Source organism: Gottfriedia solisilvae (genome assembly GCF_002128405.1).
Classification (GTDB): domain Bacteria; phylum Bacillota; class Bacilli; order Bacillales; family Bacillaceae_G; genus Gottfriedia; species Gottfriedia solisilvae.
Map to the genome: position 1 here is coordinate 717,635 of NZ_NETJ01000003.1, position 21,200 is coordinate 738,834.

Annotated in this window: 22 protein-coding genes; 17 read left to right on the forward strand and 5 right to left on the reverse strand. The window is 32.7% G+C overall.

The window, feature by feature from the left end:
* Nucleotides 1-144: 144 nt before the first annotated feature.
* Together CAB05_RS12630 and CAB05_RS12635 are read left to right on the forward strand one after the other, a co-directional pair.
* Nucleotides 145-333, forward strand: coding sequence for a YkzI domain-containing protein (locus CAB05_RS12630; RefSeq protein ID WP_088000186.1), 189 nt, complete (start codon nt 145-147; stop codon nt 331-333).
* A 214-nt stretch (nt 334-547) separates the two neighbouring features.
* Nucleotides 548-1,369, forward strand: a complete 822-nt coding sequence (locus tag CAB05_RS12635) for an inositol monophosphatase family protein (RefSeq protein WP_088000187.1) — start codon at nt 548-550, stop codon at nt 1,367-1,369.
* Here the strand turns inward: CAB05_RS12635 and CAB05_RS12640 are convergent.
* Complete coding sequence (locus CAB05_RS12640) at nt 1,366-1,551, reverse strand: DUF5325 family protein (protein ID WP_088000188.1); 186 nt, start codon at nt 1,549-1,551, stop codon at nt 1,366-1,368. The genes CAB05_RS12635 and CAB05_RS12640 overlap by 4 nt on opposite strands.
* A 198-nt stretch (nt 1,552-1,749) precedes the next feature.
* Here CAB05_RS12640 and typA point away from each other — a divergent pair, with 198 nt between their 5' ends.
* From typA to CAB05_RS12655, 3 genes are all read left to right on the forward strand, one after another.
* Complete coding sequence (gene typA / locus CAB05_RS12645; protein WP_088000447.1) at nt 1,750-3,591, forward strand: translational GTPase TypA; 1,842 nt, start codon at nt 1,750-1,752, stop codon at nt 3,589-3,591.
* An 88-nt stretch (nt 3,592-3,679) separates the two neighbouring features.
* Nucleotides 3,680-4,003, forward strand: a complete 324-nt coding sequence (locus CAB05_RS12650) for a YlaH-like family protein (RefSeq protein WP_235821442.1) — start codon at nt 3,680-3,682, stop codon at nt 4,001-4,003.
* A gap of 31 nt (nt 4,004-4,034) precedes the next feature.
* Nucleotides 4,035-4,307: a hypothetical protein gene (locus tag CAB05_RS12655; protein ID WP_088000189.1), complete on the forward strand. Its 273-nt coding sequence runs from the start codon at nt 4,035-4,037 to the stop codon at nt 4,305-4,307.
* Between the two features lie 138 nt (nt 4,308-4,445).
* On the opposite strand, the gene CAB05_RS12660 is transcribed toward CAB05_RS12655, so the two are convergent.
* Complete coding sequence (locus CAB05_RS12660) at nt 4,446-4,646, reverse strand: YlaI family protein (protein ID WP_088000190.1); 201 nt, start codon at nt 4,644-4,646, stop codon at nt 4,446-4,448.
* Nucleotides 4,647-4,800: 154 nt separating this feature from the next.
* On the opposite strand from CAB05_RS12660, the gene CAB05_RS12665 reads away from it, so the two are divergent.
* Both CAB05_RS12665 and CAB05_RS12670 read left to right on the forward strand, forming a co-directional pair.
* Complete coding sequence (locus CAB05_RS12665; protein ID WP_142283093.1) at nt 4,801-5,262, forward strand: PNPOx family protein; 462 nt, start codon at nt 4,801-4,803, stop codon at nt 5,260-5,262.
* Between the two features lie 156 nt (nt 5,263-5,418).
* The gene (locus CAB05_RS12670; protein WP_088000192.1) at nt 5,419-6,747 is read left to right on the forward strand and encodes a PhoH family protein; all 1,329 of its coding nucleotides are present in this window, start codon (nt 5,419-5,421) and stop codon (nt 6,745-6,747) included.
* Nucleotides 6,748-6,835: 88 nt separating this feature from the next.
* On the opposite strand, the gene CAB05_RS12675 is transcribed toward CAB05_RS12670, so the two are convergent.
* Nucleotides 6,836-7,324 carry a hypothetical protein gene (locus CAB05_RS12675; RefSeq protein ID WP_088000193.1) on the reverse strand — a complete coding sequence of 163 codons (489 nt, stop codon included), beginning with the start codon at nt 7,322-7,324 and terminating at the stop codon, nt 6,836-6,838.
* A 342-nt stretch (nt 7,325-7,666) separates the two neighbouring features.
* Between CAB05_RS12675 and CAB05_RS12680 the strand changes: the two genes are divergently transcribed.
* The 3 genes from CAB05_RS12680 (at nt 7,667) to pyc (ending at nt 12,797) form a co-directional block, all read left to right on the forward strand.
* A complete protein-coding gene (locus tag CAB05_RS12680; protein WP_088000194.1) occupies nt 7,667-7,957 on the forward strand; it encodes an Fpa/YlaN family protein in 291 nt (96 codons plus the stop codon).
* 172 nt (nt 7,958-8,129) lie between these two features.
* The gene (locus tag CAB05_RS12685; protein ID WP_088000195.1) at nt 8,130-9,272 is read left to right on the forward strand and encodes an FtsW/RodA/SpoVE family cell cycle protein; all 1,143 of its coding nucleotides are present in this window, start codon (nt 8,130-8,132) and stop codon (nt 9,270-9,272) included.
* Between the two features lie 75 nt (nt 9,273-9,347).
* The gene (gene pyc / locus CAB05_RS12690) at nt 9,348-12,797 is read left to right on the forward strand and encodes a pyruvate carboxylase (protein WP_088000196.1); all 3,450 of its coding nucleotides are present in this window, start codon (nt 9,348-9,350) and stop codon (nt 12,795-12,797) included.
* 45 nt (nt 12,798-12,842) lie between these two features.
* On the opposite strand, the gene CAB05_RS12695 is transcribed toward pyc, so the two are convergent.
* The gene (locus CAB05_RS12695) at nt 12,843-13,778 is read right to left on the reverse strand and encodes a COX15/CtaA family protein (protein ID WP_088000197.1); all 936 of its coding nucleotides are present in this window, start codon (nt 13,776-13,778) and stop codon (nt 12,843-12,845) included.
* A gap of 440 nt (nt 13,779-14,218) precedes the next feature.
* On the opposite strand from CAB05_RS12695, the gene cyoE reads away from it, so the two are divergent.
* The 7 genes from cyoE (at nt 14,219) to CAB05_RS12730 (ending at nt 20,759) form a co-directional block, all read left to right on the forward strand.
* On the forward strand, nt 14,219-15,100 hold the full coding sequence (gene cyoE / locus CAB05_RS12700; RefSeq protein WP_235821473.1) for a heme o synthase: 882 nt from the start codon (nt 14,219-14,221) through the stop codon (nt 15,098-15,100).
* 94 nt (nt 15,101-15,194) lie between these two features.
* Complete coding sequence (gene coxB / locus CAB05_RS12705; protein ID WP_088000199.1) at nt 15,195-16,238, forward strand: cytochrome c oxidase subunit II; 1,044 nt, start codon at nt 15,195-15,197, stop codon at nt 16,236-16,238.
* Nucleotides 16,239-16,269: 31 nt separating this feature from the next.
* The gene (gene ctaD, locus CAB05_RS12710; protein WP_088000200.1) at nt 16,270-18,126 is read left to right on the forward strand and encodes a cytochrome c oxidase subunit I; all 1,857 of its coding nucleotides are present in this window, start codon (nt 16,270-16,272) and stop codon (nt 18,124-18,126) included.
* A complete protein-coding gene (gene ctaE / locus CAB05_RS12715) occupies nt 18,126-18,749 on the forward strand; it encodes a cytochrome c oxidase subunit III (protein WP_088000201.1) in 624 nt (207 codons plus the stop codon). The genes ctaD and ctaE overlap by 1 nt, the downstream gene beginning before the upstream one ends.
* 3 nt (nt 18,750-18,752) lie before the next feature.
* Nucleotides 18,753-19,094 (forward strand): cytochrome c oxidase subunit IVB, encoded by a 342-nt coding sequence (gene ctaF / locus CAB05_RS12720; protein WP_088000202.1) that lies wholly within the window; start codon nt 18,753-18,755, stop codon nt 19,092-19,094.
* A 292-nt stretch (nt 19,095-19,386) separates the two neighbouring features.
* Nucleotides 19,387-20,286: a cytochrome c oxidase assembly factor CtaG gene (gene ctaG, locus CAB05_RS12725; RefSeq protein ID WP_142283094.1), complete on the forward strand. Its 900-nt coding sequence runs from the start codon at nt 19,387-19,389 to the stop codon at nt 20,284-20,286.
* An 11-nt stretch (nt 20,287-20,297) separates the two neighbouring features.
* Entirely contained in the window at nt 20,298-20,759 is a 462-nt protein-coding gene (locus CAB05_RS12730; protein WP_088000203.1) for a DUF420 domain-containing protein, read from the forward strand.
* A 68-nt stretch (nt 20,760-20,827) separates the two neighbouring features.
* Here CAB05_RS12730 and CAB05_RS12735 read toward each other — a convergent pair whose 3' ends face one another.
* Nucleotides 20,828-21,199, reverse strand: a complete 372-nt coding sequence (locus CAB05_RS12735; protein ID WP_088000204.1) for a YugN family protein — start codon at nt 21,197-21,199, stop codon at nt 20,828-20,830.
* Nucleotide 21,200 lies beyond the last annotated feature (1 nt).

The following is a 21,200-nucleotide window of genomic DNA, read 5'->3' on the forward strand; positions in this document are numbered from 1 at the left end:
AAATGGGTAGAATGTTTCACTATAAAATAGTTACATTATAAGCTCAAATAACATATATTAGTAGCAAAATAAAAATCAGAAAATTTTGTTAATTAAACTGAACACATTTTGTTTTGCCAACTTATATTCTATGGAGGGATAATAATGAGACAAGTGATTAATGCGTTAAAAAGAACTGATGCTGAGAAGAGAATTCCTGTACTTAGATTAGAATTAGATTATGAATTAGCAACATTATTCGATGCAATGACAATTAACGACAATGAAGCTATGATCGAATCTAAGAAAAAATTAGAAGTACTAAGATTAGAATTAATTCGTTTAGAAGCTTAGCGAGTATTCAATTACCGAACCTTTAAATAGGTTCGTTTTTCTGTGCACACATTTCTTTCTTTAGCCCAACGATGTATCGTATGCCCACCCTCCAAAAAAGTTCCTCATTTTTTATGATTTAAATCATTTCATTAGGTTTTTTTAGGATATTATTGGTAAACTGATAAACAGAAGATATTTTATCAGTTTAGATGTAGACATTGGAGTGTTCAAAATGAAAGAAGATTGGAAAAAAATAGAGCAGTTTGCAAGGACCCTTCTGATTAATGCCACGAAAAATATAAAAAGTTCTTTATACGACTCCATTACAATTAATACAAAATCAAACGAAAATGACTTAGTTACAAATAAAGACGAAGAAATTCAAAGATATTTCTTTGAAAACATTAAAACAGAATTTCCTCATCATTCCCTACTTGGTGAAGAAGGCAAAGGTGACGAACTGAAAAATGTAAACGGTATCGTCTGGATATTAGATCCAATTGATGGGACAATGAACTTTGTTCATCAAAAACGGAATTTTGCAATTTCATTAGGGATTTATGAGAATGGAATTGGGAAAATGGGCTTTATATTTGATGTAATACATAATGAATTATATTTTGCAAAAAGAGGTGAAGGTGCTTATCTAAATGACCAAAAAATAAGCCCATTAAAAAATATCGTCCTAGAAGAGGCGATTGTTGCAGTAAATGCGATTTGGTTGACAAAAAATCGATATTTAAGTCATGAAAAATTAGGATTACTCATTAAAAAAATAAGGGGTAGTCGTTCGTACGGTTCAGCTGCACTTGAGATGGTTTATGTAGCAACAGGTAGAATAGATGCATATATTACCCCTAGATTATCACCATGGGATTTTGCAGCAGGGAAAATAATTGTAGAAGAGCTTGGCGGGATTTGTACTACTCTTAAAAATGAAGAGCTTTCTATTTTAAAAAATAGTTCAGTATTAGTAAGCAACGCATCAATACAAAATGAGTTGTTAACAAATTATATTGAGTTTCTTCCTGATCAAAAGGAAGGTAAGTTTTAAAGCTTACCTTCTCTTTTTAATTTAGCGCGTAAAATAAATCCATATCCTACTGAAAAAATCGAAGCAATCAGTGCGATAATTGCCCCAATAACGCTTTTTTCTGCTAATAAAATACCAACAAGAATTAAGAAAATGACTGATAATAGTGCTACAAATAATAGACGGTATTTAATGCTCGACATGATGAAACCTCCTGTTCCTAATCCTATTTTACTTAAAGTATATATGTATGTAAATTTGAAAAAAACAATATTTACGAAATTTTTATTTTAATTTTATATAGGATTATAAACATTTAGTTGAAAAATTATGTCATGCATGTGCTATAATGTTTTAGTTAATAATGAAAATAGATGTGGAAACATTTTAGGAGTGAATATATTTTGAAAAAAAGAGAAGATTTACGCAATATTGCTATTATTGCGCACGTTGACCATGGTAAAACAACTTTAGTTGATGAACTATTAAAACAATCTGGTACATTCCGTTCAAACGAAAATGTTAACGAACGTGCAATGGACTCTAATGATATAGAACGTGAACGTGGTATTACGATTTTAGCGAAAAACACTGCAATTCAATATGAAGGTAAACGTATCAACATCATGGATACTCCAGGTCACGCTGACTTTGGTGGAGAAGTAGAACGAATCATGAAAATGGTTGATGGTGTTCTATTAGTAGTTGATGCATATGAAGGTTGTATGCCTCAAACACGTTTCGTACTGAAAAAAGCTTTAGAACAACATTTAACACCAATCGTTGTTGTAAACAAAATTGACCGTGACTTTGCTCGTCCAGATGAAGTAGTAGATGAAGTAATCGATCTATTTATTGAATTAGGTGCAGATGAAGATCAATTAGAATTCCCAGTTGTATTCGCATCAGCGATCAATGGTACTTCAAGCTTAGATTCAGATCCAGCGAAACAAGAAGGAAATATGAATGCACTATTTGATACAATTATTGAGCACATTCCAGCTCCGATTGATAATAGTGATGAGCCATTACAATTCCAAGTTACATTATTAGATTACAATGACTATGTTGGTCGTATTGGTATTGGTCGTATTTTCCGTGGAACAATGAAAGTTGGTCAATCAGTAGCGTTAATGAAACTAGATGGATCAGTAAAACAATTCCGTATTACGAAAATGTTTGGTTTTATAGGATTAAAACGTATTGAAATTGAAGAAGCTCAAGCTGGAGATTTAGTTGCAGTATCTGGTATGGAAGATATCAACGTAGGTGAAACAGTATGTCCTGCTGAATACCAAGATGCACTTCCAATCTTACGTATTGACGAGCCAACTCTTCAAATGACATTCTTAGTTAACAACTCACCATTTGCAGGTCGTGAAGGTAAGTTTGTAACGTCTCGTAAAATTGAAGAAAGATTATTACAAGAACTTCAAACAGACGTAAGTTTACGTGTAGAAAACACTGACTCACCTGATGTTTGGATTGTTAGTGGACGTGGAGAGCTTCACTTATCAATCTTAATTGAAAACATGCGTCGTGAAGGCTACGAGTTACAAGTTTCTAAACCAGAAGTTATCATTCGTGACATTGATGGTGTGAAATGTGAGCCTGTTGAACATGTTCAAATCGATGTTCCTGAAGAGTACACTGGTTCAATTATGGAATCAATGGGTGCTCGTAAAGGTGAAATGCGTGACATGGTAAATAACGGTAGCGGTCAAGTTCGTTTAACGTTTATGGTACCAGCACGTGGCTTAATCGGATATACAACAGAGTTCTTAACATTAACTCGTGGATACGGTATTATTAACCACACATTTGATAGCTATCAACCTGCTATCCAAGGTCAAGTTGGTGGACGTCGTCAAGGTGTATTAGTTTCTATGGAAACTGGTAAAGCTTCAACTTACGGTATTATGGGCTTAGAGGACCGTGGTGTTATTTTCCTTGAAGTTGGTACTGAAGTTTATGACGGAATGATTGTTGGTGAACACAACCGTGAAAATGACTTATCAGTAAACGTAGTTAAGGTGAAACAAGCAACAAACATTCGTTCAGCAAATAAAGATCAAACTACTACAATGAAAAAACCACGTATCATGACGTTGGAAGAATCATTAGAATACTTAAATGATGATGAGTACTGTGAAGTAACACCTACATCAATTCGTTTACGTAAAAAGATTCTTGATAAGAACGAGCGTGAGCGTGTAGCGAAAAAGAAAAAATTCGCTGAGTAAGAATCAAATATTTAAAATAATTATGATATAATAAAAACCGACTAACAGATTAGTCGGTTTTTTATTAACGTTTAGGGGGATAAAGAAATTGGCTCCAAATGAATTAGACAAGTTAGAATTTGTTATTAGAAATATAATAAAAATAACGAATGAAGATTTTCAATTGTCAATGTGGATTTTATATGGATTAATTATTGTTTTAAGTATAGCGGTCTATCACTTAGGTTTTGCGAAAAAACTTAGTATCATAAAAATGTTAATCACTTATGTATTATTATGTGTAGGTTGTACATTCTTAACATTTTTAGCACTTCGAATTCCAATAGTAGAGGCATTGTTTGCAAGTGTATTTGTTTTAGGAATTTATAAAATACGATTACATCAATCAAAAAAAAATAATGCAACTACATAGTTAATTTGTTAATAGAAAGTGGGATTTTAGGATGAATTCTGTTCAGGATGCTTTATATAACTGGTTAACGATTAAAGTGATATATGATGGAAGGCCATCTGATGAAGCAGCAAAAGAGACGTATGAAATGTTTGATACGATCTTAAAAGAGGATCATAAAGTTTCTAATATTAAAATTGAAGTAATGGAGGATTTCTACTTAATCTCATTCACTCAAGGTGAAAAAGATCGAACGACTCGTTTCCCAATTGAAATGATCGATTGTTTTTTAGATCAAGTAAAAGTGAATCCTGAAAGATATTAAGAACAGACTGCTCTTAATCAATTGTTTTCTTGTTTGCAGTTCGCTTTTACTGACTTTAACCATCTAATTTAAAATACGTTATAAATATCAAAAGCCTAGAAAATATTCTAGGCATTTTTTATTTCGTGATTGTATGTATTACCATTCGTCATTATCTTTTATCGGTTTTTGAAAACGGAATTTTCCAGTAGCAATTCTTTGCTCGGTTTTTATCGTAATCCTGTCATAGCATTCTGAACAAGTGTATGTATGGATTGGTCGATTACGTAGTTTTTTAGCGATTGGTGATTCATCACTAATTGATTCTGATTTATCACAGATCATACATTTAACTCTCATGTAAAGTTTCTCTCCTTATATCTGTAACTTAAGTTAACATAATTATAACAGGTTTTAGAATATATTTTTAGAAATCAATTTAATAAGCAGGAAGTTTTTATATAAACTTTGAATTATCTTAGTATACTCTTTATTTGAAGGAGATGAAACAGTGATGGCAAACAGTATCGAGAAAGAATTGTCACCAGTATTGTTTGAAGACTGTAATAAAGAAAAAATTGTCTTATTAAGTACGATTAGTAGTGAGAAAAGCATTCCTGTAATGAACGCAATTTCATGGTTTATTGCTTTAGATGAGAAAACAATTCGTTTTGCGATCGATCAACGTTCATTAGTAGTTTCAAACGTAGAGACAAATAGTACTGTTTCGTTTAGCTTATTTTCGAATGAAACCGTCTATAACATTTTAGGTGATGCTAAAGTGTTAACAAAACAAATGCCTTCTATTCCTTTGAAATTAGCATGTATTGAAGTCAATATTAATGAAGTGAAAAATATTTTATTTTATGGTTCAAAAATTATCACAGAACCACAGTATGCAAAAACGTATGATGAAAGAGCTGCTAAAAAATTAGATGACGCTGTTTTAAATGGCTTAAGAGCGCTAGAAGTTTGATGGTAAGATAAAACGTATTCTAAAGTAGAGAGAAATTCATATAATATATAAACGGTTCGTCCATACTTCACTAGTAACCTAACTGTTTTTAAAACTTGCACTTAGAATTTAATTCAAATATTTTATTCTGTGTTATTTGAGTCAGGAGGTTAAGGATTGAGTAAAATATACGTTCTCGACACCAATGTACTATTGCAAGATCCACTAGCAATCTTTTCATTTGATGACAATGATGTAGTTGTACCTGCTGTTGTATTAGAAGAGGTAGATTCAAAGAAGAGATATATGGATGAAGTAGGTCGCAATGCTAGGTATGTTTCCAAATTAATCGATAGCTTTCGAGAACTAGGAAAATTACATGAAAGTATTCCTCTTGAAAATGGTGGTACGTTTAGAATTGAACTAAATCATCGTTCATTTCAACAGTTACAAGAAATTTTTGTAGAAAAAACAAATGATAATCGAATTTTAGCTGTGGCGAAAAATTTATCTCTCGAAGAAGAAGCGAAAGAAGATGGCAAAACAGTTATATTAGTTAGTAAAGACACATTAGTACGTGTCAAAGCGGATGCGTTAAACTTACTTGCGGAAGATTACTTAAGTGATCGAGTGGTAGAGGTTGACCATATATATACTGGCTATCTAGAGTACTACATAAATACGGAGCTACTAAATAAGTTTTATGAAAAGACTGAATTACCAGTATCTGACGTTGCGAACCACCCTTTTTATCCAAATCAATTTGTCGTATTGAAGGATGCTTTAGGTGGATCAAGTTCAGCGCTTGGTATTGTAGACCAATCGGGTACAAGGATTAAAAAATTCGTTTTTTCTAATGATCATATTTGGGGCATTCGACCAAGAAATGCGCAACAATCAATGGCGCTAGAACTACTGTTACGAGATGATATTCCACTTGTGACTCTAATTGGTAAGGCAGGGACTGGTAAAACTTTATTAGCCTTAGCAGCAGGACTAATGCAAACAGAAGATCTACAAAACTATAAAAAATTACTAGTTGCAAGACCAATTGTTCCAGTTGGGAAGGATTTAGGCTATTTACCTGGTGAGAAGGATGAAAAGCTAAGGCCATGGATGCAGCCAATTTATGATAATCTTGAATACTTGTTTAATACGAAAAAACCTGGTGAACTTGATGCGATATTAGCTGGTATGGGTTCTATTGAAGTAGAGGCACTAACATATATAAGGGGTAGAAGTATTCCAGAACAATTCATCATAATAGATGAGGCCCAAAATTTAACAAGGCATGAGGTAAAAACGATATTAACACGAGTAGGGGATAAGAGTAAAATTGTCTTAATGGGAGATCCAGAACAAATTGATCATCCGTATCTAGATGAATATAACAATGGTCTAACATATGTTGTAGAAAAATTTAAAGATCAAAAAATAAGTGGTCATGTAAAGCTCGTAAAAGGAGAGAGGTCATCAATTGCTCAATTAGCAGCAGATTTATTGTAAAGCTTTTTCTATATGAGAGTTGATGCAAAAAAATCTTCTTAAATAGTCATTCTAAAAAAACATCCTACAAATTCGTAGGATGTTTTCGTTAGAAAATAATTTTTTGTATAGATGTAATTGGTGTATCTTTATTTGAGCCATCTTTAAAATATAAATGAACTGGACCTTCTTCAACAATTCTTTTCCCATTGTTTGAAAATGCTAAATATGATTGATAAACAGTTTCAAACGATAATGTGATTGTTGATTTCTCCGTCTCAATCGTAACATTATGTTCTCGAGATTTAGGTTTACTATTATCGATAAAGTATGAAAACGGCATGACGTATGTTTTCTCAAGCCATTGTTTCTTCGTTTGAGCAAATGGGATACTTGTATCTACTCTTGCTCCTTCAATAATTTCTCGATCCCAGTGTTTTGATACACTCTTAGTGTATTTTTCATTTTCGTTTTCCGTTTCGAGTTCCCCTTTAAAAATAAGCTCAAGTTCAATTTTTCTTTCATCAAAAATCCACACACTTGGATCAATTGTTAGTGGGTGCTCGACCTCACCGGTAATTAAAAATACATCACTCATTTGTTGTCTCCCCTAAGAGTATAAAGTTTATATATAGTTTACGACTAATTCTAAGAGTAAATCAATGTATTGATATAGAAAATTGCATAGCTTAAAAATATTGATATGAAAAATTGAATTATAGAGTATAATGAATAGAACTAACATTTTATAAAAGTTAAAATGTTTCATAATCGGAAATACTTTACATACACTTAAATTGAAGTGATTTTTGTAAATTGATACACAACATGAACTTGGATGCATTTTACATATTATAATAATGACGTTTTTAAGTTGATTTTTCTTTAAAAGAACTATAATATTAAGAAGTATAGCTTGTACGGAAGCGGAGGGAGAAAATTGAGGTCTGATGCTGTAACGGATTACAAAGATAAAGCATTTGAATTATTAAAAAAAGATGCTGAAAAAATTTTAAAACTAATAAATGTACAACTTGATCATTTAACAATGCCACAATGCCCTCTATATGAAGAGGTTTTAGATACTCAAATGTTCGGTTTATCGAGAGAAATTGATTTTGCATCTCGACTTGGATTAATTGAAGTTGAGCAAGGAAAAGAACTTCTATCAGAACTAGAACGTCAATTATCTGCTTTGCATGATGCTTTTACAAATCAAAAAAATAAATAGTTAGTATGATCCAAAAGCTCAAACAATTCTTTGTTTGAGCTTTTTTGTTTTATTTTAATTGCATAAGGAATTAATCTATGAATCTATGTTACAATATTGATATTTATAAAGGGAATTTCCCAAAATAGTTGAATACATAATGTATAAAGAATTGAAGCAGGGATGATTAGCAATGTTAAAAAAATATTTAAAAAATATGGACTATATGATTATTGTTCCATTACTTATTTTATGTTTATTTGGATTAATTATGGTATATAGTGCTAGCTCTGCATTACCAACCATTCGCTATCAAAGTGAAAATTGGGCGAGCGATCATTTTTTTCGTAAACAGCTGCTTGCATTTGAAGTTGGTATGGGTGCTTTTGTTTTATTAACTTTAATACCCTCAACAATCTTTAAAAAAAGGATTATTTTATTTTTAAATCTACTAATTAGTATAGGGTTATTAGTAGCTGTATTAGCTTTTGGACAAGTGGTTAACAATGCCAAAAGTTGGGTGTTTGGGATACAACCTGCTGAATTAATAAAATTAAGTTCAATTATTTTACTAGCCGGTTGGTACTCAAAAAGACAAAAAGGGATTACAAAGAATTGGAAAATGTTATTTGCTCCTTGGTTGGTCATTTTGTTATATGTCATTTTATTACGAATGCAACCAGATACGGGCACGGCTTTACTAATCATTGCAACTTGCGCTGTCGTTTCATTTTGTAGTGGGTTTATTGTAAAAAGACTAATTCTTTTGTTTTCAGCAGGAATTATCGTCTTATATCCATTAGTAAGCTTTTGCGTTAGTTTTGGTGTTGGACTTACAGACGTCCAAGTCAATCGATTTCTAGCATTTAGAAATCCATTTGATTATGCACAAGATATCGGTTTCCAAATTGTCAATTCGTTAATAGCTTTTGCCAATGGTGGTCTTACTGGTGTGGGATTAGGTAAAAGTATTCAAAAATTAGGTTACTTACCAGAACCACATACTGATTTTATATTAGCAATTATCGGAGAAGAAACAGGTCTTATTGGTGTGATCATTGTAATCATTTGTATCTTTTTAATTGTATGGCGAGGTTTATTAATTGCACATCAATCAAATGATTCTTTTGATTCATTATTGGCTACAGGAATTTGTGCTTTAATTGCAATCCAAACATTTGTTAATATCGGTGGTGTTACATCGCTAATTCCATTGACAGGTGTTCCTTTACCATTTGTAAGCTATGGTGGTACGTCGATGATGGTGATGTTATCAATGGTAGGTATGTTAATGAATATTTCCATTCGAAATAAAATGAATAAAGAAACGTTATAAACTGTTTCTTAATGCAATCATAGATTACATTTCATTTATAATCATTTATCTTTCATGAATACAGGAGGCATTATTATGACTTATACGAAACAAATTAAAAAAGTTTTAGTTGCTAACCGTGGCGAAATCGCTATTCGTGTATTTCGTGCATGTACCGAGTTAGGTATTCGCACTGTAGGTATTTATTCAAAGGAAGATGAAGGTTCATATCACCGTTATAAAGCGGATGAAGCATATATCGTTGGAAAAGGTAAAAAACCAATTGATGCTTACCTTGATATTGAAGGGATTATTGAAATTGCAAAGAAAAATAATGTAGATGCTGTCCACCCTGGGTATGGATTTTTATCTGAAAACATTAAATTTGCACAAAGATGTGAGGAAGAAGGCATAGTTTTTATTGGTCCTCATTCAAAACATTTAGATGTTTTTGGTGACAAAATTAAAGCTAAGCAAGAAGCGTTAAAAGCAAAGCTTCCAATTATTCCAGGAAGTAATGGGCCAGTTGAAACACTTCAGGATGTTGTGGAATTTGGAGAAACTTACGGATTCCCTATTATCATTAAAGCTGCACTTGGTGGCGGTGGAAGAGGTATGCGAATTGTCCGTACTAGTTCTGGTTTAAAAGAAGCATTTGAAAGAGCAAAATCAGAAGCAAAAGCTGCATTCGGTAATGATGAAGTTTATGTAGAAAAATATATTGAAAATCCTAAACATATTGAAGTTCAGATTTTAGGTGACCATCAAGGTAATATCATTCATTTATATGAAAGAGATTGCTCGATTCAACGTAGACATCAAAAATTAGTTGAAGTTGCTCCTTGTACATCAATAACTGAAGAACTAAGACAGCGTATTTGTGAGGCTGCAGTTCAATTAATGAAAGATGTTGAGTACGTTAATGCAGGAACAGTAGAATTTTTAGTTTCTGGAAATGATTTTTATTTTATAGAAGTAAATCCTCGTGTTCAAGTTGAGCATACGATCACTGAGATGATTACAGGAATTGATATTGTACAAACTCAAATTTTAATTGCACAAGGTAATAGTTTACATAATGAAAAAGTAGGAATTCCATTACAAAATGATATTCCTAGAATCGGATTTGCTATACAAGCGCGTGTTACAACAGAAGATCCATTAAATAATTTTATGCCGGACACTGGGAAAATCATGGCTTACCGATCAGGTGGCGGTTTTGGTGTACGTTTAGATACGGGTAATAGTTTTCAAGGTGCTGTTATTACACCTTACTATGATTCGTTATTGGTTAAAGTTACAACTCATGCACTGACATTTGAAGGTGCTATAGCGAAATTAAATCGAAACTTAAAAGAGTTCCGTATTCGTGGAATTAAGACAAATATTCCATTCTTAGAAAATGTTATGCAACACAAAGATTTCTTATCTGGTGAATACAATACGTCCTTTGTTGACTCATCACCTGAGTTATTCGTTTTTGCAAAACGAAGAGACCGTGGGACTAAATTATTGAATTATATTGGAAATGTGACTGTAAATGGATTCCCTGGTATTTCGTCATCGGAGAAACCAACATTTGAAGATGTCATTATTCCAAACGTAAGTGATATCCAAATTGCTGACAAAGGGACAAAACAGTTATTAGATGAACTTGGTCCAGATGAATTTTCAAAGTGGTTAAAAAATCAGCCGAATGTTTTATTTACTGATACGACTTTTAGAGATGCGCATCAATCACTTTTAGCAACTAGAATTCGTTCGAAAGACCTGCAAGCTGTGGCAGAGCAAACATCAAAATTATTGCCAAATCTATTCTCAATGGAGATGTGGGGAGGGGCAACGTTTGATGTAGCCTACCGATTCTTAAATGAAGATCCATGGGAAAGATTATTAACGTTAAGACAACAAGTACCAAATATATTATTCCAAATGTTATTACGTGGTTCTAATGCTGTTGGTTATAAAAATTATCCTGACAATTTAGTTAAAAAGTTTATTGAAGCATCGGCACAAGCTGGAATAGATGTGTTCCGTATTTTCGATAGCCTTAACTGGATCAAAGGTATGGAGGTTGCCATTGATGCTGTTCGCGAAAATGGTAAATTAGCAGAAGCTTCTATTTGTTATACAGGAGATATTTTAGATCCTTCAAGAACAAAGTATGACTTAGCTTATTATAAAGAGCTTGCAAAGGATTTAGAATCAGCAGGTGCACATATTTTAGCCATTAAGGATATGGCAGGATTATTAAAGCCACAAGCTGCCTATGCCCTTATTAGTGAGCTTAAAGCGACTGTAGACTTACCAATCCATCTTCATACTCACGACACGAGTGGAAATGGCTTATACACATATATAAAAGCAATTGAGGCAGGTATAGATGTTGTCGACGTTGCAATTGGAAGTATGTCAGGCTTAACATCACAGCCAAGTGTAAACAGTTTATATTACGCTCTACAAGGATCTGACTTTGAGACAAACTTAAATATTAATGGTTTAGAACAATTATCAACTTACTGGGAAGGCGTGCGTAAATATTATAGTAGTTTTGAAAGCGGAATGGTGTCACCACACACAGAGGTATATCAACACGAAATGCCAGGTGGCCAATACTCAAACTTAAAACAACAAGCAAAAGCAGTAGGGTTAGGAGATCGTTTTGAAGCCGTTAAAGATATGTATGGTCGTGTAAATCAACTATTTGGTGATGTTGTTAAAGTAACACCTTCATCTAAAGTAGTAGGTGATATGGCATTATTTATGGTACAAAATAATCTTGTTGAAGATGATATTTATGAAAAAGGGGACGGAATTGATTTCCCAGATTCAGTTGTAGAATTCTTCGAAGGACAGTTAGGTCAGCCGCATGGTGGGTTCCCTAAGAGCTTACAACGTATCATCTTAAAAGGAAAAAAACCATTGACTGAAAGAGCAGGCGAAACGTTAAAACCGATCGATTTTAAAGATGTAGAAGAATATTTATTTCAAACTTTAAAACGACAAGTTACAAATTTTGATATTTTATCTTATTGTTTATATCCGAAAGTATTTATGGATTATCAAAACAATGTTGATAGCTATGGTGATCTTTCAGTACTAGATACCCCTTCATTCTTCTATGGAATGAAATTAGATGAAGAAATTAAAGTAGATATCGAACGTGGTAAAACATTGATTGTAAAATTAGTATCGATTGGTCAGGCACAACCTGATGCAACAAGAGTCATTTACTTTGAATTAAATGGTCAGCCACGTGAAGTGGTGGTTAAAGATTATTCTATTAAGTCAACCGTTGTTCAAAAAAGAAAAGGTGATTCTAGTAATCCAAATCATATTAATGGGACAATGCCAGGAACAGTCTTAAATGTTTTAGTTAAAAAAGGTGATGTTGTTGAAAAAGGACAAACATTAGCGATTACTGAAGCAATGAAGATGGAAACAACTGTACAATCTCCATTTACAGGAGTGATAAGAGATCTATTTATTACATCAGGCGAGAGTATTTCAACAGGAGACTTATTAATCGAATTAGAACAAAGATAATAAAAAAGGTATTTCTTCAGTTATTAGCTGAGGAAATACCTTTTTTTATGAAATGACTTTATTTTGATGTAATTGTGTATTGGATTTTTTACTTCTAGTACTAAGTAGGCATTGGAAGCTTAAAATCGCAAATAAGCATGAAATTAAAATGGCATGTGTTAATGCTACATAAATGTTTAAGTTTGTTAAAATGATGAATGCGCCACAAATAACTTGTAAAGTAACAATAATCGCTGATACTAACCATCCTACATAAATTCCACGTTCTTTACGATAGTGTTTATAAGCGTGAATAAAAGCGATGATGACCCAAAGAAATAAAATGAAAGCTGCTAAACGATGGCCCATCTGTACCCATTCATGAAATTGAGTTGGGAAACCATTATTAGCTCTACTGCACATTGGCCAACTCGGACAAACTAAACTTGCATTCTCATGTCTTACAAGTGCGCCAGTATAAACGACTAAATATGAGTAAATCCATAGTCCGTACGTATGAATTTTCATAGTTTTTCCAACAAAAAACGTATCTTTTTGGTAATTTCTATCACGTTCAAAAATTAATAATGTTAACATGACAACAGCAGCGAAACAGATTAATGAGATTCCAAAATGAATGGCTTTAACCGCAGGAACCTGTCCCCATACAACGGCAGCTGCTCCGATTAATGCTTGTGCTACTAAAAATACACATGAGATGATTGCTAAAAATTTCGTTTCTCTTTTATGTGGAATAATAATCCAAGCAAGCACTGCTAATAATAATACTGACATTCCTGCAAGACCTGATGCTGCTCTATGAGATAATTCAATTACTGTTTCAATCGTTAAATTATCAGGAATGATTTGACCTTTACATAATGGCCAAGATTTTCCACATCCAAGTCCAGAATTTGTCTTTGTTACGAGTGCCCCACCAAGTAAAACAATAAGAAGTACGAATGAGGTCAATAATGAAACCCCTTTTAAAACACGTAGCAAAGTATATACACCCACTTTTATAAAATAATAATTATTGTTAAAATATATCTATTAAAAAAATTATTCTGCTAATAATACTTCTATATCATATAAGATTACGACATAAAATTCAAAGATAACCTTTCATTTTAGACATAATATTTGTTTTTTCTACACGTAGGATGTATTCAATTTTAAAATATAGAAATAATTAATTTTATAATTAAATAGTATTTAGTATTGAAAAGCTTGACTGTTTACGTTAAAATTTTTTTGAAACGTACACAATTTGTTCATATATTTATCACAAATATTTCATTTGATTTAGTTTAATAGAAATAGGTTAAAATTTAATAAGGATTAAAACAAAATTATATTTGGTTAATGAAATATGAAGTTTTGTTGAAATGAGGAGGATTGACTTGGAACAATTAGCAAATAATGTTTCTAATGATAGCGAAATGGATCATCCTTCTTCTTCACTAAAGAAAGATTTACTTTCTTTAATGAAAATAGGGATCGTGAATTCTAATATACTGACAACGTTTACAGGAATTTGGTTAGCTATCCAATTAAATGGATTAGATATATTAGAAACTCTACCAAAAGCAATCTTAACGATAATAGGTTCATCGTTAATTATTGCAGGTTCTTGTGTAATCAATAACTATATTGATCGAGATATTGATCCATACATGGAAAGAACTAAAAATAGGCCAACTGTAACAGGGAATATCAAACCAAGTGTTACAATTTCTATTGGAATTATGTTACTTATCGTTGGTTTTACTTTTATGGCTTTTACTACTTTAATGGCTGTTGTATATGCATTTATTGGTGCATTTACATATATCGTACTATACACTCTTTGGACGAAACGTAATTACACGTTAAACACAGTAGTAGGTAGTATATCTGGTGCAGCACCCCCTTTAATTGGATGGGCAGCGATTGATGCGAATTTGCATTTTATTGCTTGGATGCTGTTTTTAATCATGTTTATTTGGCAACCACCACATTTTTTAGCATTAGCAATGCGTCGCTCTGAAGAATATAAAAGAGCAGGTATCCCTATGTTACCAGTGGTGTACGGATTTGAAATGACGAAACGTCAGGTGATGATCTGGGTACTTTGTTTATTACCTTTGCCATTTTACATGCAAGATCTAGGTTTACCATTTATTATTTTTGCAACAATATTGAATATAGGATGGATTGTATTAGGAATTTATTGTTATAAACAAAAGAACGATCAAAAGTTCTCAAAACTAATGTTTATTTACTCAATAAATTATTTAACACTTCTGTTCATGTCAATGATTGTGTTTACAATTTCGTTTTAGTTAGGGGTATTACGGGGGAAATTTTATCGTTTGTTTAATCTTATTTTCAAATAAGAATGAAACACTTTAAATTGAAAGAGGGGGAAGTATACTTATGAAACATTGGCGATTAGTCTCGCTAATTTCCTTGATAGCAGTGATATTGAGTGGATGTGTTGGTAATCCAAATCAATCTACATTGATTCCTCAAGGTGAAGTAGCAGAAATGCAGTACGAGCTTATGAAGCTAAGTACTATTATCATGGTATTTGTTGTTGCTGTTGTAACAGTACTTTTCCTTTATGTTGTCGTTAAGTTCCGTCATCGTAAAGGGGAAGAAGATGTAATTCCTAAGCAAGTTGAAGGTAGTCATACTTTAGAGCTTCTTTGGACTATTATTCCTGTTATCTTACTTATCATTTTAGCAGTTCCAACTGTATCACAAACTTTTAAGCTTTCTGATGAAAAACAAATCGCGAAAGATGAGAAAAAGAAAGATGCAATTGTTGTAAATGTAAACGCTCATCTTTTCTGGTGGGAATTTGAGTATCCAAAATCAAAAATTGTCACGTCTCAGGACATGATTATCCCAGTTGGTAAAAAAGTAATCTTAAACTTAAAAGGTGAAGATATTAAACACTCATTCTGGGTACCATCATTAGCAGGTAAAATTGATACAAACGTTGAAGGCACAAACAGAATGTGGTTATCAGCAGATAAAGAAGGTACATATAATGGTTTTTGTGCAGAGTTTTGTGGTCCTTCACATTCTTTAATGCAATTTAAAGTAAAAGCTGTTAGTCAAGAAGAGTATGATCAATGGTTAGTTTCGATGAAAGATCAAAAAGGTCAAGCTGTAACTGCAGATGCTAGTGAAGGAGAAAAAATCTTCCAACAAAGCTGTATCGGTTGTCATGCTGCTGATGCGAATGATACAAGACCACCAGCTGCACGTCTTGCTCCAAACTTAGCTAATTTCGGTGACCGTGAAATGGTTGCTGGTATTGCTGAAAATACTGAAGCAAACGTAAAGAAATGGTTAAAAGATCCTGAATCTATGAAGCCAGGTAACCTGATGACAGGTAAATATGGTGAACTATCAGATGACGAGATTAATGCTTTAACTGCATACTTAGAAAGCTTGAAAATTGCAAAATAATGGATGGATATGAAGCAAAGGGGGTAATACTGTGAGTTCTGTAGGGCATAAGAAACCACTTATATGGGACTATTTAACGACAGTCGACCATAAGAAAATTGCGATCCTGTATTTAATTGCAGGGGGACTATTCTTCTTAGTTGGTGGAATGGAAGCGTTATTTATTCGATTACAATTAGCAATTCCTGACAACACCTTTTTAGTAGGTGATGCATATAACCAAGTATTAACAATGCATGGTACAACAATGATTTTCTTAGCGGCAATGCCATTAATATTTGCATTCTTTAATGCAATCGTGCCTTTACAAATTGGTGCACGTGACGTAGCATTCCCGTTCTTAAACGCTTTAGGTTTTTGGTTATTTTTCTTCGGTGGAATTTTCTTAAACTTAAGTTGGTTTTTAGGTGGAGCGCCTGATGCAGGTTGGACTTCATACGCAACATTAGCTTTAGCTAGTAAATCTCATGGTGTAGACTTCTATTTACTTGGTCTACAGGTTTCAGGTATTGGTACATTAGCTGGGGGTATTAACTTCTTAGCAACAATTATAAACATGCGTGCTCCTGGTATGACTTATATGCGTATGCCACTATTTACTTGGACAGTATTTGTAACATCAGCATTAATTTTATTCGCTTTCCCAGCATTAACAATTGGTTTAGCATTATTAATGTTCGATCGCCTATTTGGTACAGCGTTCTTTGACGCTTCATTAGGTGGTAACTCAATGATCTTTGAACATTTATTCTGGATCTTCGGACATCCGGAAGTATATATTCTTGTTTTACCAGCGTTTGGTATCTTCTCAGATATCATTCCAGCATTCTCTAAGAAACGCTTATTCGGATATTCTTCAATGGTATTCGCAACAGTATTAATTGGTTTCTTAGGATTCATGGTATGGGCTCACCATATGTTCACTGATGGACTTGGTGCAGTTGCAAATGCGATCTTCGCAGTAGCAACAATGGCAATCGCAGTTCCAACTGGTGTTAAGATCTTTAACTGGTTATTAACAATTTGGGGCGGTCAAGTACGTTTTACAACAGCAATGCTTTGGTCAGTTGCATTTATTCCATCATTCGTATTAGGTGGAGTAACTGGTATCATGAATGCTGCAGCTCCTGCTGACTATCAGTTCCATGATAGTTATTTCGTAGTAGCTCACTTCCATTACGTAATCGTAGGTGGGGTAGTATTCGGTTTATTCGCTGGTGCACATTACTGGTGGCCAAAAATGTTTGGTAAAATTTTAAATGAAAAATTAGGAATTCTAACTTTCATTTTATTCTTTATTGGTTTCCATTTAACATTCTTTATCCAGCATTTCTTAGGATTAATGGGTATGCCTCGTCGTTACTTTACATATTTACCAGGACAAGGTTTAGAAACAGGAAACTTAATCAGTTCAGTTGGTGCAGCATTCATGGGTGTTGCAACTATCGTATTATTAATCAATGTAATTTACACAGCTGTTAAAGGAGAAAAAGCAGAAGGCGACGCTTGGGGTGTAGGTCGTACACTTGAGTGGGCAATTTCTTCTCCAGCTCCTGAATATAACTTTGCTCAAATTCCATACGTTCGTGGATTAGATGCTTTATGGGTAGAAAAAATGGACGGTAACGGTAATATGACGCCTGCTGAACCATTAGGTGATATTCATATGCCAAATTCATCTATTCTTCCATTCGTTATGTCACTAGGATTATTTATTGCTTCATTTGGGGCATTATATAATGATGGTTTAAAAAATCATACAGCAGTAGGTGTTTTAATCCTTGGCTTAGTGATTACGTTCGGATGTATGTTCTTACGTTCATGGATTGATGATCATGGTTATCATATTCATAAAGAAGATTTAGCGGACGAGGGGGTTAAAGCATAATGGAAATGAATCAAAAATTTACTGCTGAAACGTTCCCGCATAACCCTGAAAAAGCAACAGAAGAAGGTAAAAATAAGTTCTTAGCATTTTGGCTATTTTTAGGTGGAGAAACAGTATTATTCGCTTCATTATTCGGTACGTTTTTAGCGTTAAGAAACTCTACTGCTGGTGGAGCAAGTGCAAGTGAAATGTTCGAACCTAAATTAGTATTCATTGCTACAATGTTACTTTTAACATCTTCATTAACAAGTGTATATGCTATGTACCACATGAAAAATTTCGAGCATAAGAAAATGATGCTTTGGTTAGGTATTACACTTTTATTAGGTTTAGGTTTCTTATTATTAGAAATTTACGAGTTTAGACATTATATGCACGAATATGAGTTTACAATGAAAAGTAGTGCATTTGGTTCTGCATTCTATACATTAGTTGGAACGCACGGTGCTCACGTATTTGTTGGGTTACTTTGGATTACTACACTAATGTTAAGAAACGCTGGAAGAGGTTTAAATTTATACAATGCGCCTAAGTTCTACGTAGCAAGTTTATACTGGCACTTTATCGACGTAGTATGGATTTTCATCTTTACAGTAGTATACTTAATGGGAATGGTGGGATAAGGAATGGGTACAAATACAAACTCTCATCAAGGTCACAATCAAGTTGAATTAAAGTACCACAGACGTAAACATGCAGAAGAAATGAAGCAACAAGTTATTTCGTTCTTATTCATGATCGTTTTAACATTAGCTTCATTTGCAGCTGTAATTTACCGTGAACATATGGATTCATATTTCACAGTACCGTTTATCTTGTTATTAGCTGTAGTTCAATTAATTTTCCAACTTTATTACTTCATGCATATGAAAAATAAAGGACATAGCACAACGTCATTCTTCTTATACTCTGGATTGACAGTTGCGATCATTACACTTTTAACATTCTTAACTTTAATCTGGCTATAATGAAAAGAGGAAGTGAATATAATTCACTTCCTTTTTTTATGTCAAAATAGTGTGGTTAGGTTTGAAATATCTTAATTAATAATAATTATATTTAGACATAATTCTGTCATACTTAAATTTGAACAAATTGTTAATACTAGTATATAATTTAGTAGTATAATAGTTTGAATTGTGTATTTTTCTATTATAAAATCTAATTACTACTAAGATGCTTTCTTTTTCGACATCATTATATTAATGTAAGCAGTAGTGAGCTATAAGAGTGAATTCAAGAGATAAAGGGTGTGCATCAATGATTAATTTAAGTATGTTCGGATTCAAAGCTCTTTGGAGTCCTTACTTATTCGTATTTTTACTTTTGGTAATTGCCGGTTATTTTTATTTGATTCATAAATATCAATCAAAACATAATGTGACGGTAACAAAACAAAAAGTCTATTTTATACTAAGTATTGCTATTATTTATATTGCACAAGGTAGTCCAATTGATTTAATTGGTCATATTATTTTTAGTGCTCATATGACGGAAATGGGCTTATTGTATTTAGTTGCACCGATATTTTTGATTATCGGTATTCCTAATTGGCTATGGAAAAAAATATTAAAACCTACATTTGTAAATGTCTTTTTTACATTTTTTACAAAGCCTTTGATTGCATTAATTATTTTTAATGGTGTTTTTTCAATGTATCATTACCCATTAATATTTGATTTCGTGAAGACGGATAATGTATATCACTTTTTATTTACGAATGTATTATTCTTTATGGCTATTTTCATGTGGTTCCCAGTTATGAATAATTTAGAAGATAGACAAACTTTATCTGATATTCAAAAAATTGGTTATATGTTTGCAAATGGTATATTATTAACGCCTGCTTGTGCATTAATCATTTTTTCGGGACATCCATTCTATGCTACTTATAATGATCCTGTTTTGTGGAGTAAGGCTATGGAATTATGTGTATCTCCGGATTTATTAAAATCATTAAATATATCTGGACCAGAAGTACTGAACTTCATGTCTGCTCGAGAAGATCAGCAAGTTGGTGGCGTCATCATGAAAATTATCCAGGAAATAGTTTATGGATGGGTTATTGGTTATAACTTCTTTAAATGGGCTAAAAGAGAACAAAATGGAAATAAAATTGATCCAATCAGTAGTAATCCATTGTTGCTTAAAAAATCGTAGGGGTGGAAATTTTGAATTTACCAATTTTACCAACAATTAGTACAAGCTTTATTGTCATTAGTGCAATTTTAGTTGCAATTGGCTGGGTACTAATCGCAAAAAGAAATGTCGAAGCGCATAAAAAAGTCATGTTCTTTGCAGGAGTATTCGCTTTATCATTTTTTATCGTTTATGCTTCTAGAACAATCTTTATTGGAAACACAAACTTTGGTGGACCAGAGAGTTTAAAATTGTATTATCACATTTTTTTATTTTTCCATATATTCTTAGCTACTACTGGTGGAGTATTTGGTCTTGTATCTTTAATATCTGGTTTTAAAAACAAATTAAAGTTACATAAAAAAATTGGTCCAATTACTAGTATTATTTGGTTCTTTACTGCTATTACAGGTGTGTTTGTTTATTTCTTACTTTATGTATTATATGAAGGTGGAGAAACAACATCGGTTATTAAAGCGGTTTTAGGTTTCTAATGTAAAAAGACAAAATAAAAGAGTGAGTATTAGAAGTTTGTACTTCTATTACTCACTCTTTTTAATAATTATAGAATAATGAACTTACTAACAAGTGCGATTTGTTCTTCTGCTTTTTTCAGTAGATCTGCACTCTTATCTAATACTGCTTGAGGGAAGTTTTCACCTTCACCATACTCTACACCGTGTGGGTAGTAATACTTACCTAATAATGGAGTAAGTAATTGTATTTTACCTTTGCTAGATTCAACGTGGCCTTCAACAGAATAACCTTGTACACGTAAATAGTAAATTTCATTGCGAAGTTCAAATTTATAATCGTAAGTTACACGTTCGTAATCCCATTGACCTGCAAGGACAAAACCTAATTCTTCCATGATTTCATTTAATAATTTTACATTCACTACATGATTTTCTAAATTTGTATTTTCAAATTTCATG

Coding starts and splice junctions, on each gene's coding strand:
- CAB05_RS12640 (WP_088000188.1), bottom strand. CDS start 1,551: ATGTCGAGCATTAAATACCGTCTATTATTTGTAGCACTATTATCAGTC.
- CAB05_RS12685 (WP_088000195.1), top strand. CDS start 8,130: ATGTTAAAAAAATATTTAAAAAATATGGACTATATGATTATTGTTCCA.
- pyc (WP_088000196.1), top strand. CDS start 9,348: ATGACTTATACGAAACAAATTAAAAAAGTTTTAGTTGCTAACCGTGGC.
- CAB05_RS12660 (WP_088000190.1), bottom strand. CDS start 4,646: ATGAGAGTTAAATGTATGATCTGTGATAAATCAGAATCAATTAGTGAT.
- cyoE (WP_235821473.1), top strand. CDS start 14,219: ATGGATCATCCTTCTTCTTCACTAAAGAAAGATTTACTTTCTTTAATG.
- CAB05_RS12675 (WP_088000193.1), bottom strand. CDS start 7,324: ATGAGTGATGTATTTTTAATTACCGGTGAGGTCGAGCACCCACTAACA.
- coxB (WP_088000199.1), top strand. CDS start 15,195: ATGAAACATTGGCGATTAGTCTCGCTAATTTCCTTGATAGCAGTGATA.
- CAB05_RS12630 (WP_088000186.1), top strand. CDS start 145: ATGAGACAAGTGATTAATGCGTTAAAAAGAACTGATGCTGAGAAGAGA.
- ctaF (WP_088000202.1), top strand. CDS start 18,753: ATGGGTACAAATACAAACTCTCATCAAGGTCACAATCAAGTTGAATTA.
- CAB05_RS12735 (WP_088000204.1), bottom strand. CDS start 21,199: ATGAAATTTGAAAATACAAATTTAGAAAATCATGTAGTGAATGTAAAA.
- CAB05_RS12655 (WP_088000189.1), top strand. CDS start 4,035: ATGAATTCTGTTCAGGATGCTTTATATAACTGGTTAACGATTAAAGTG.
- CAB05_RS12665 (WP_142283093.1), top strand. CDS start 4,801: ATGGCAAACAGTATCGAGAAAGAATTGTCACCAGTATTGTTTGAAGAC.
- ctaG (WP_142283094.1), top strand. CDS start 19,387: ATGATTAATTTAAGTATGTTCGGATTCAAAGCTCTTTGGAGTCCTTAC.
- CAB05_RS12635 (WP_088000187.1), top strand. CDS start 548: ATGAAAGAAGATTGGAAAAAAATAGAGCAGTTTGCAAGGACCCTTCTG.
- ctaE (WP_088000201.1), top strand. CDS start 18,126: ATGGAAATGAATCAAAAATTTACTGCTGAAACGTTCCCGCATAACCCT.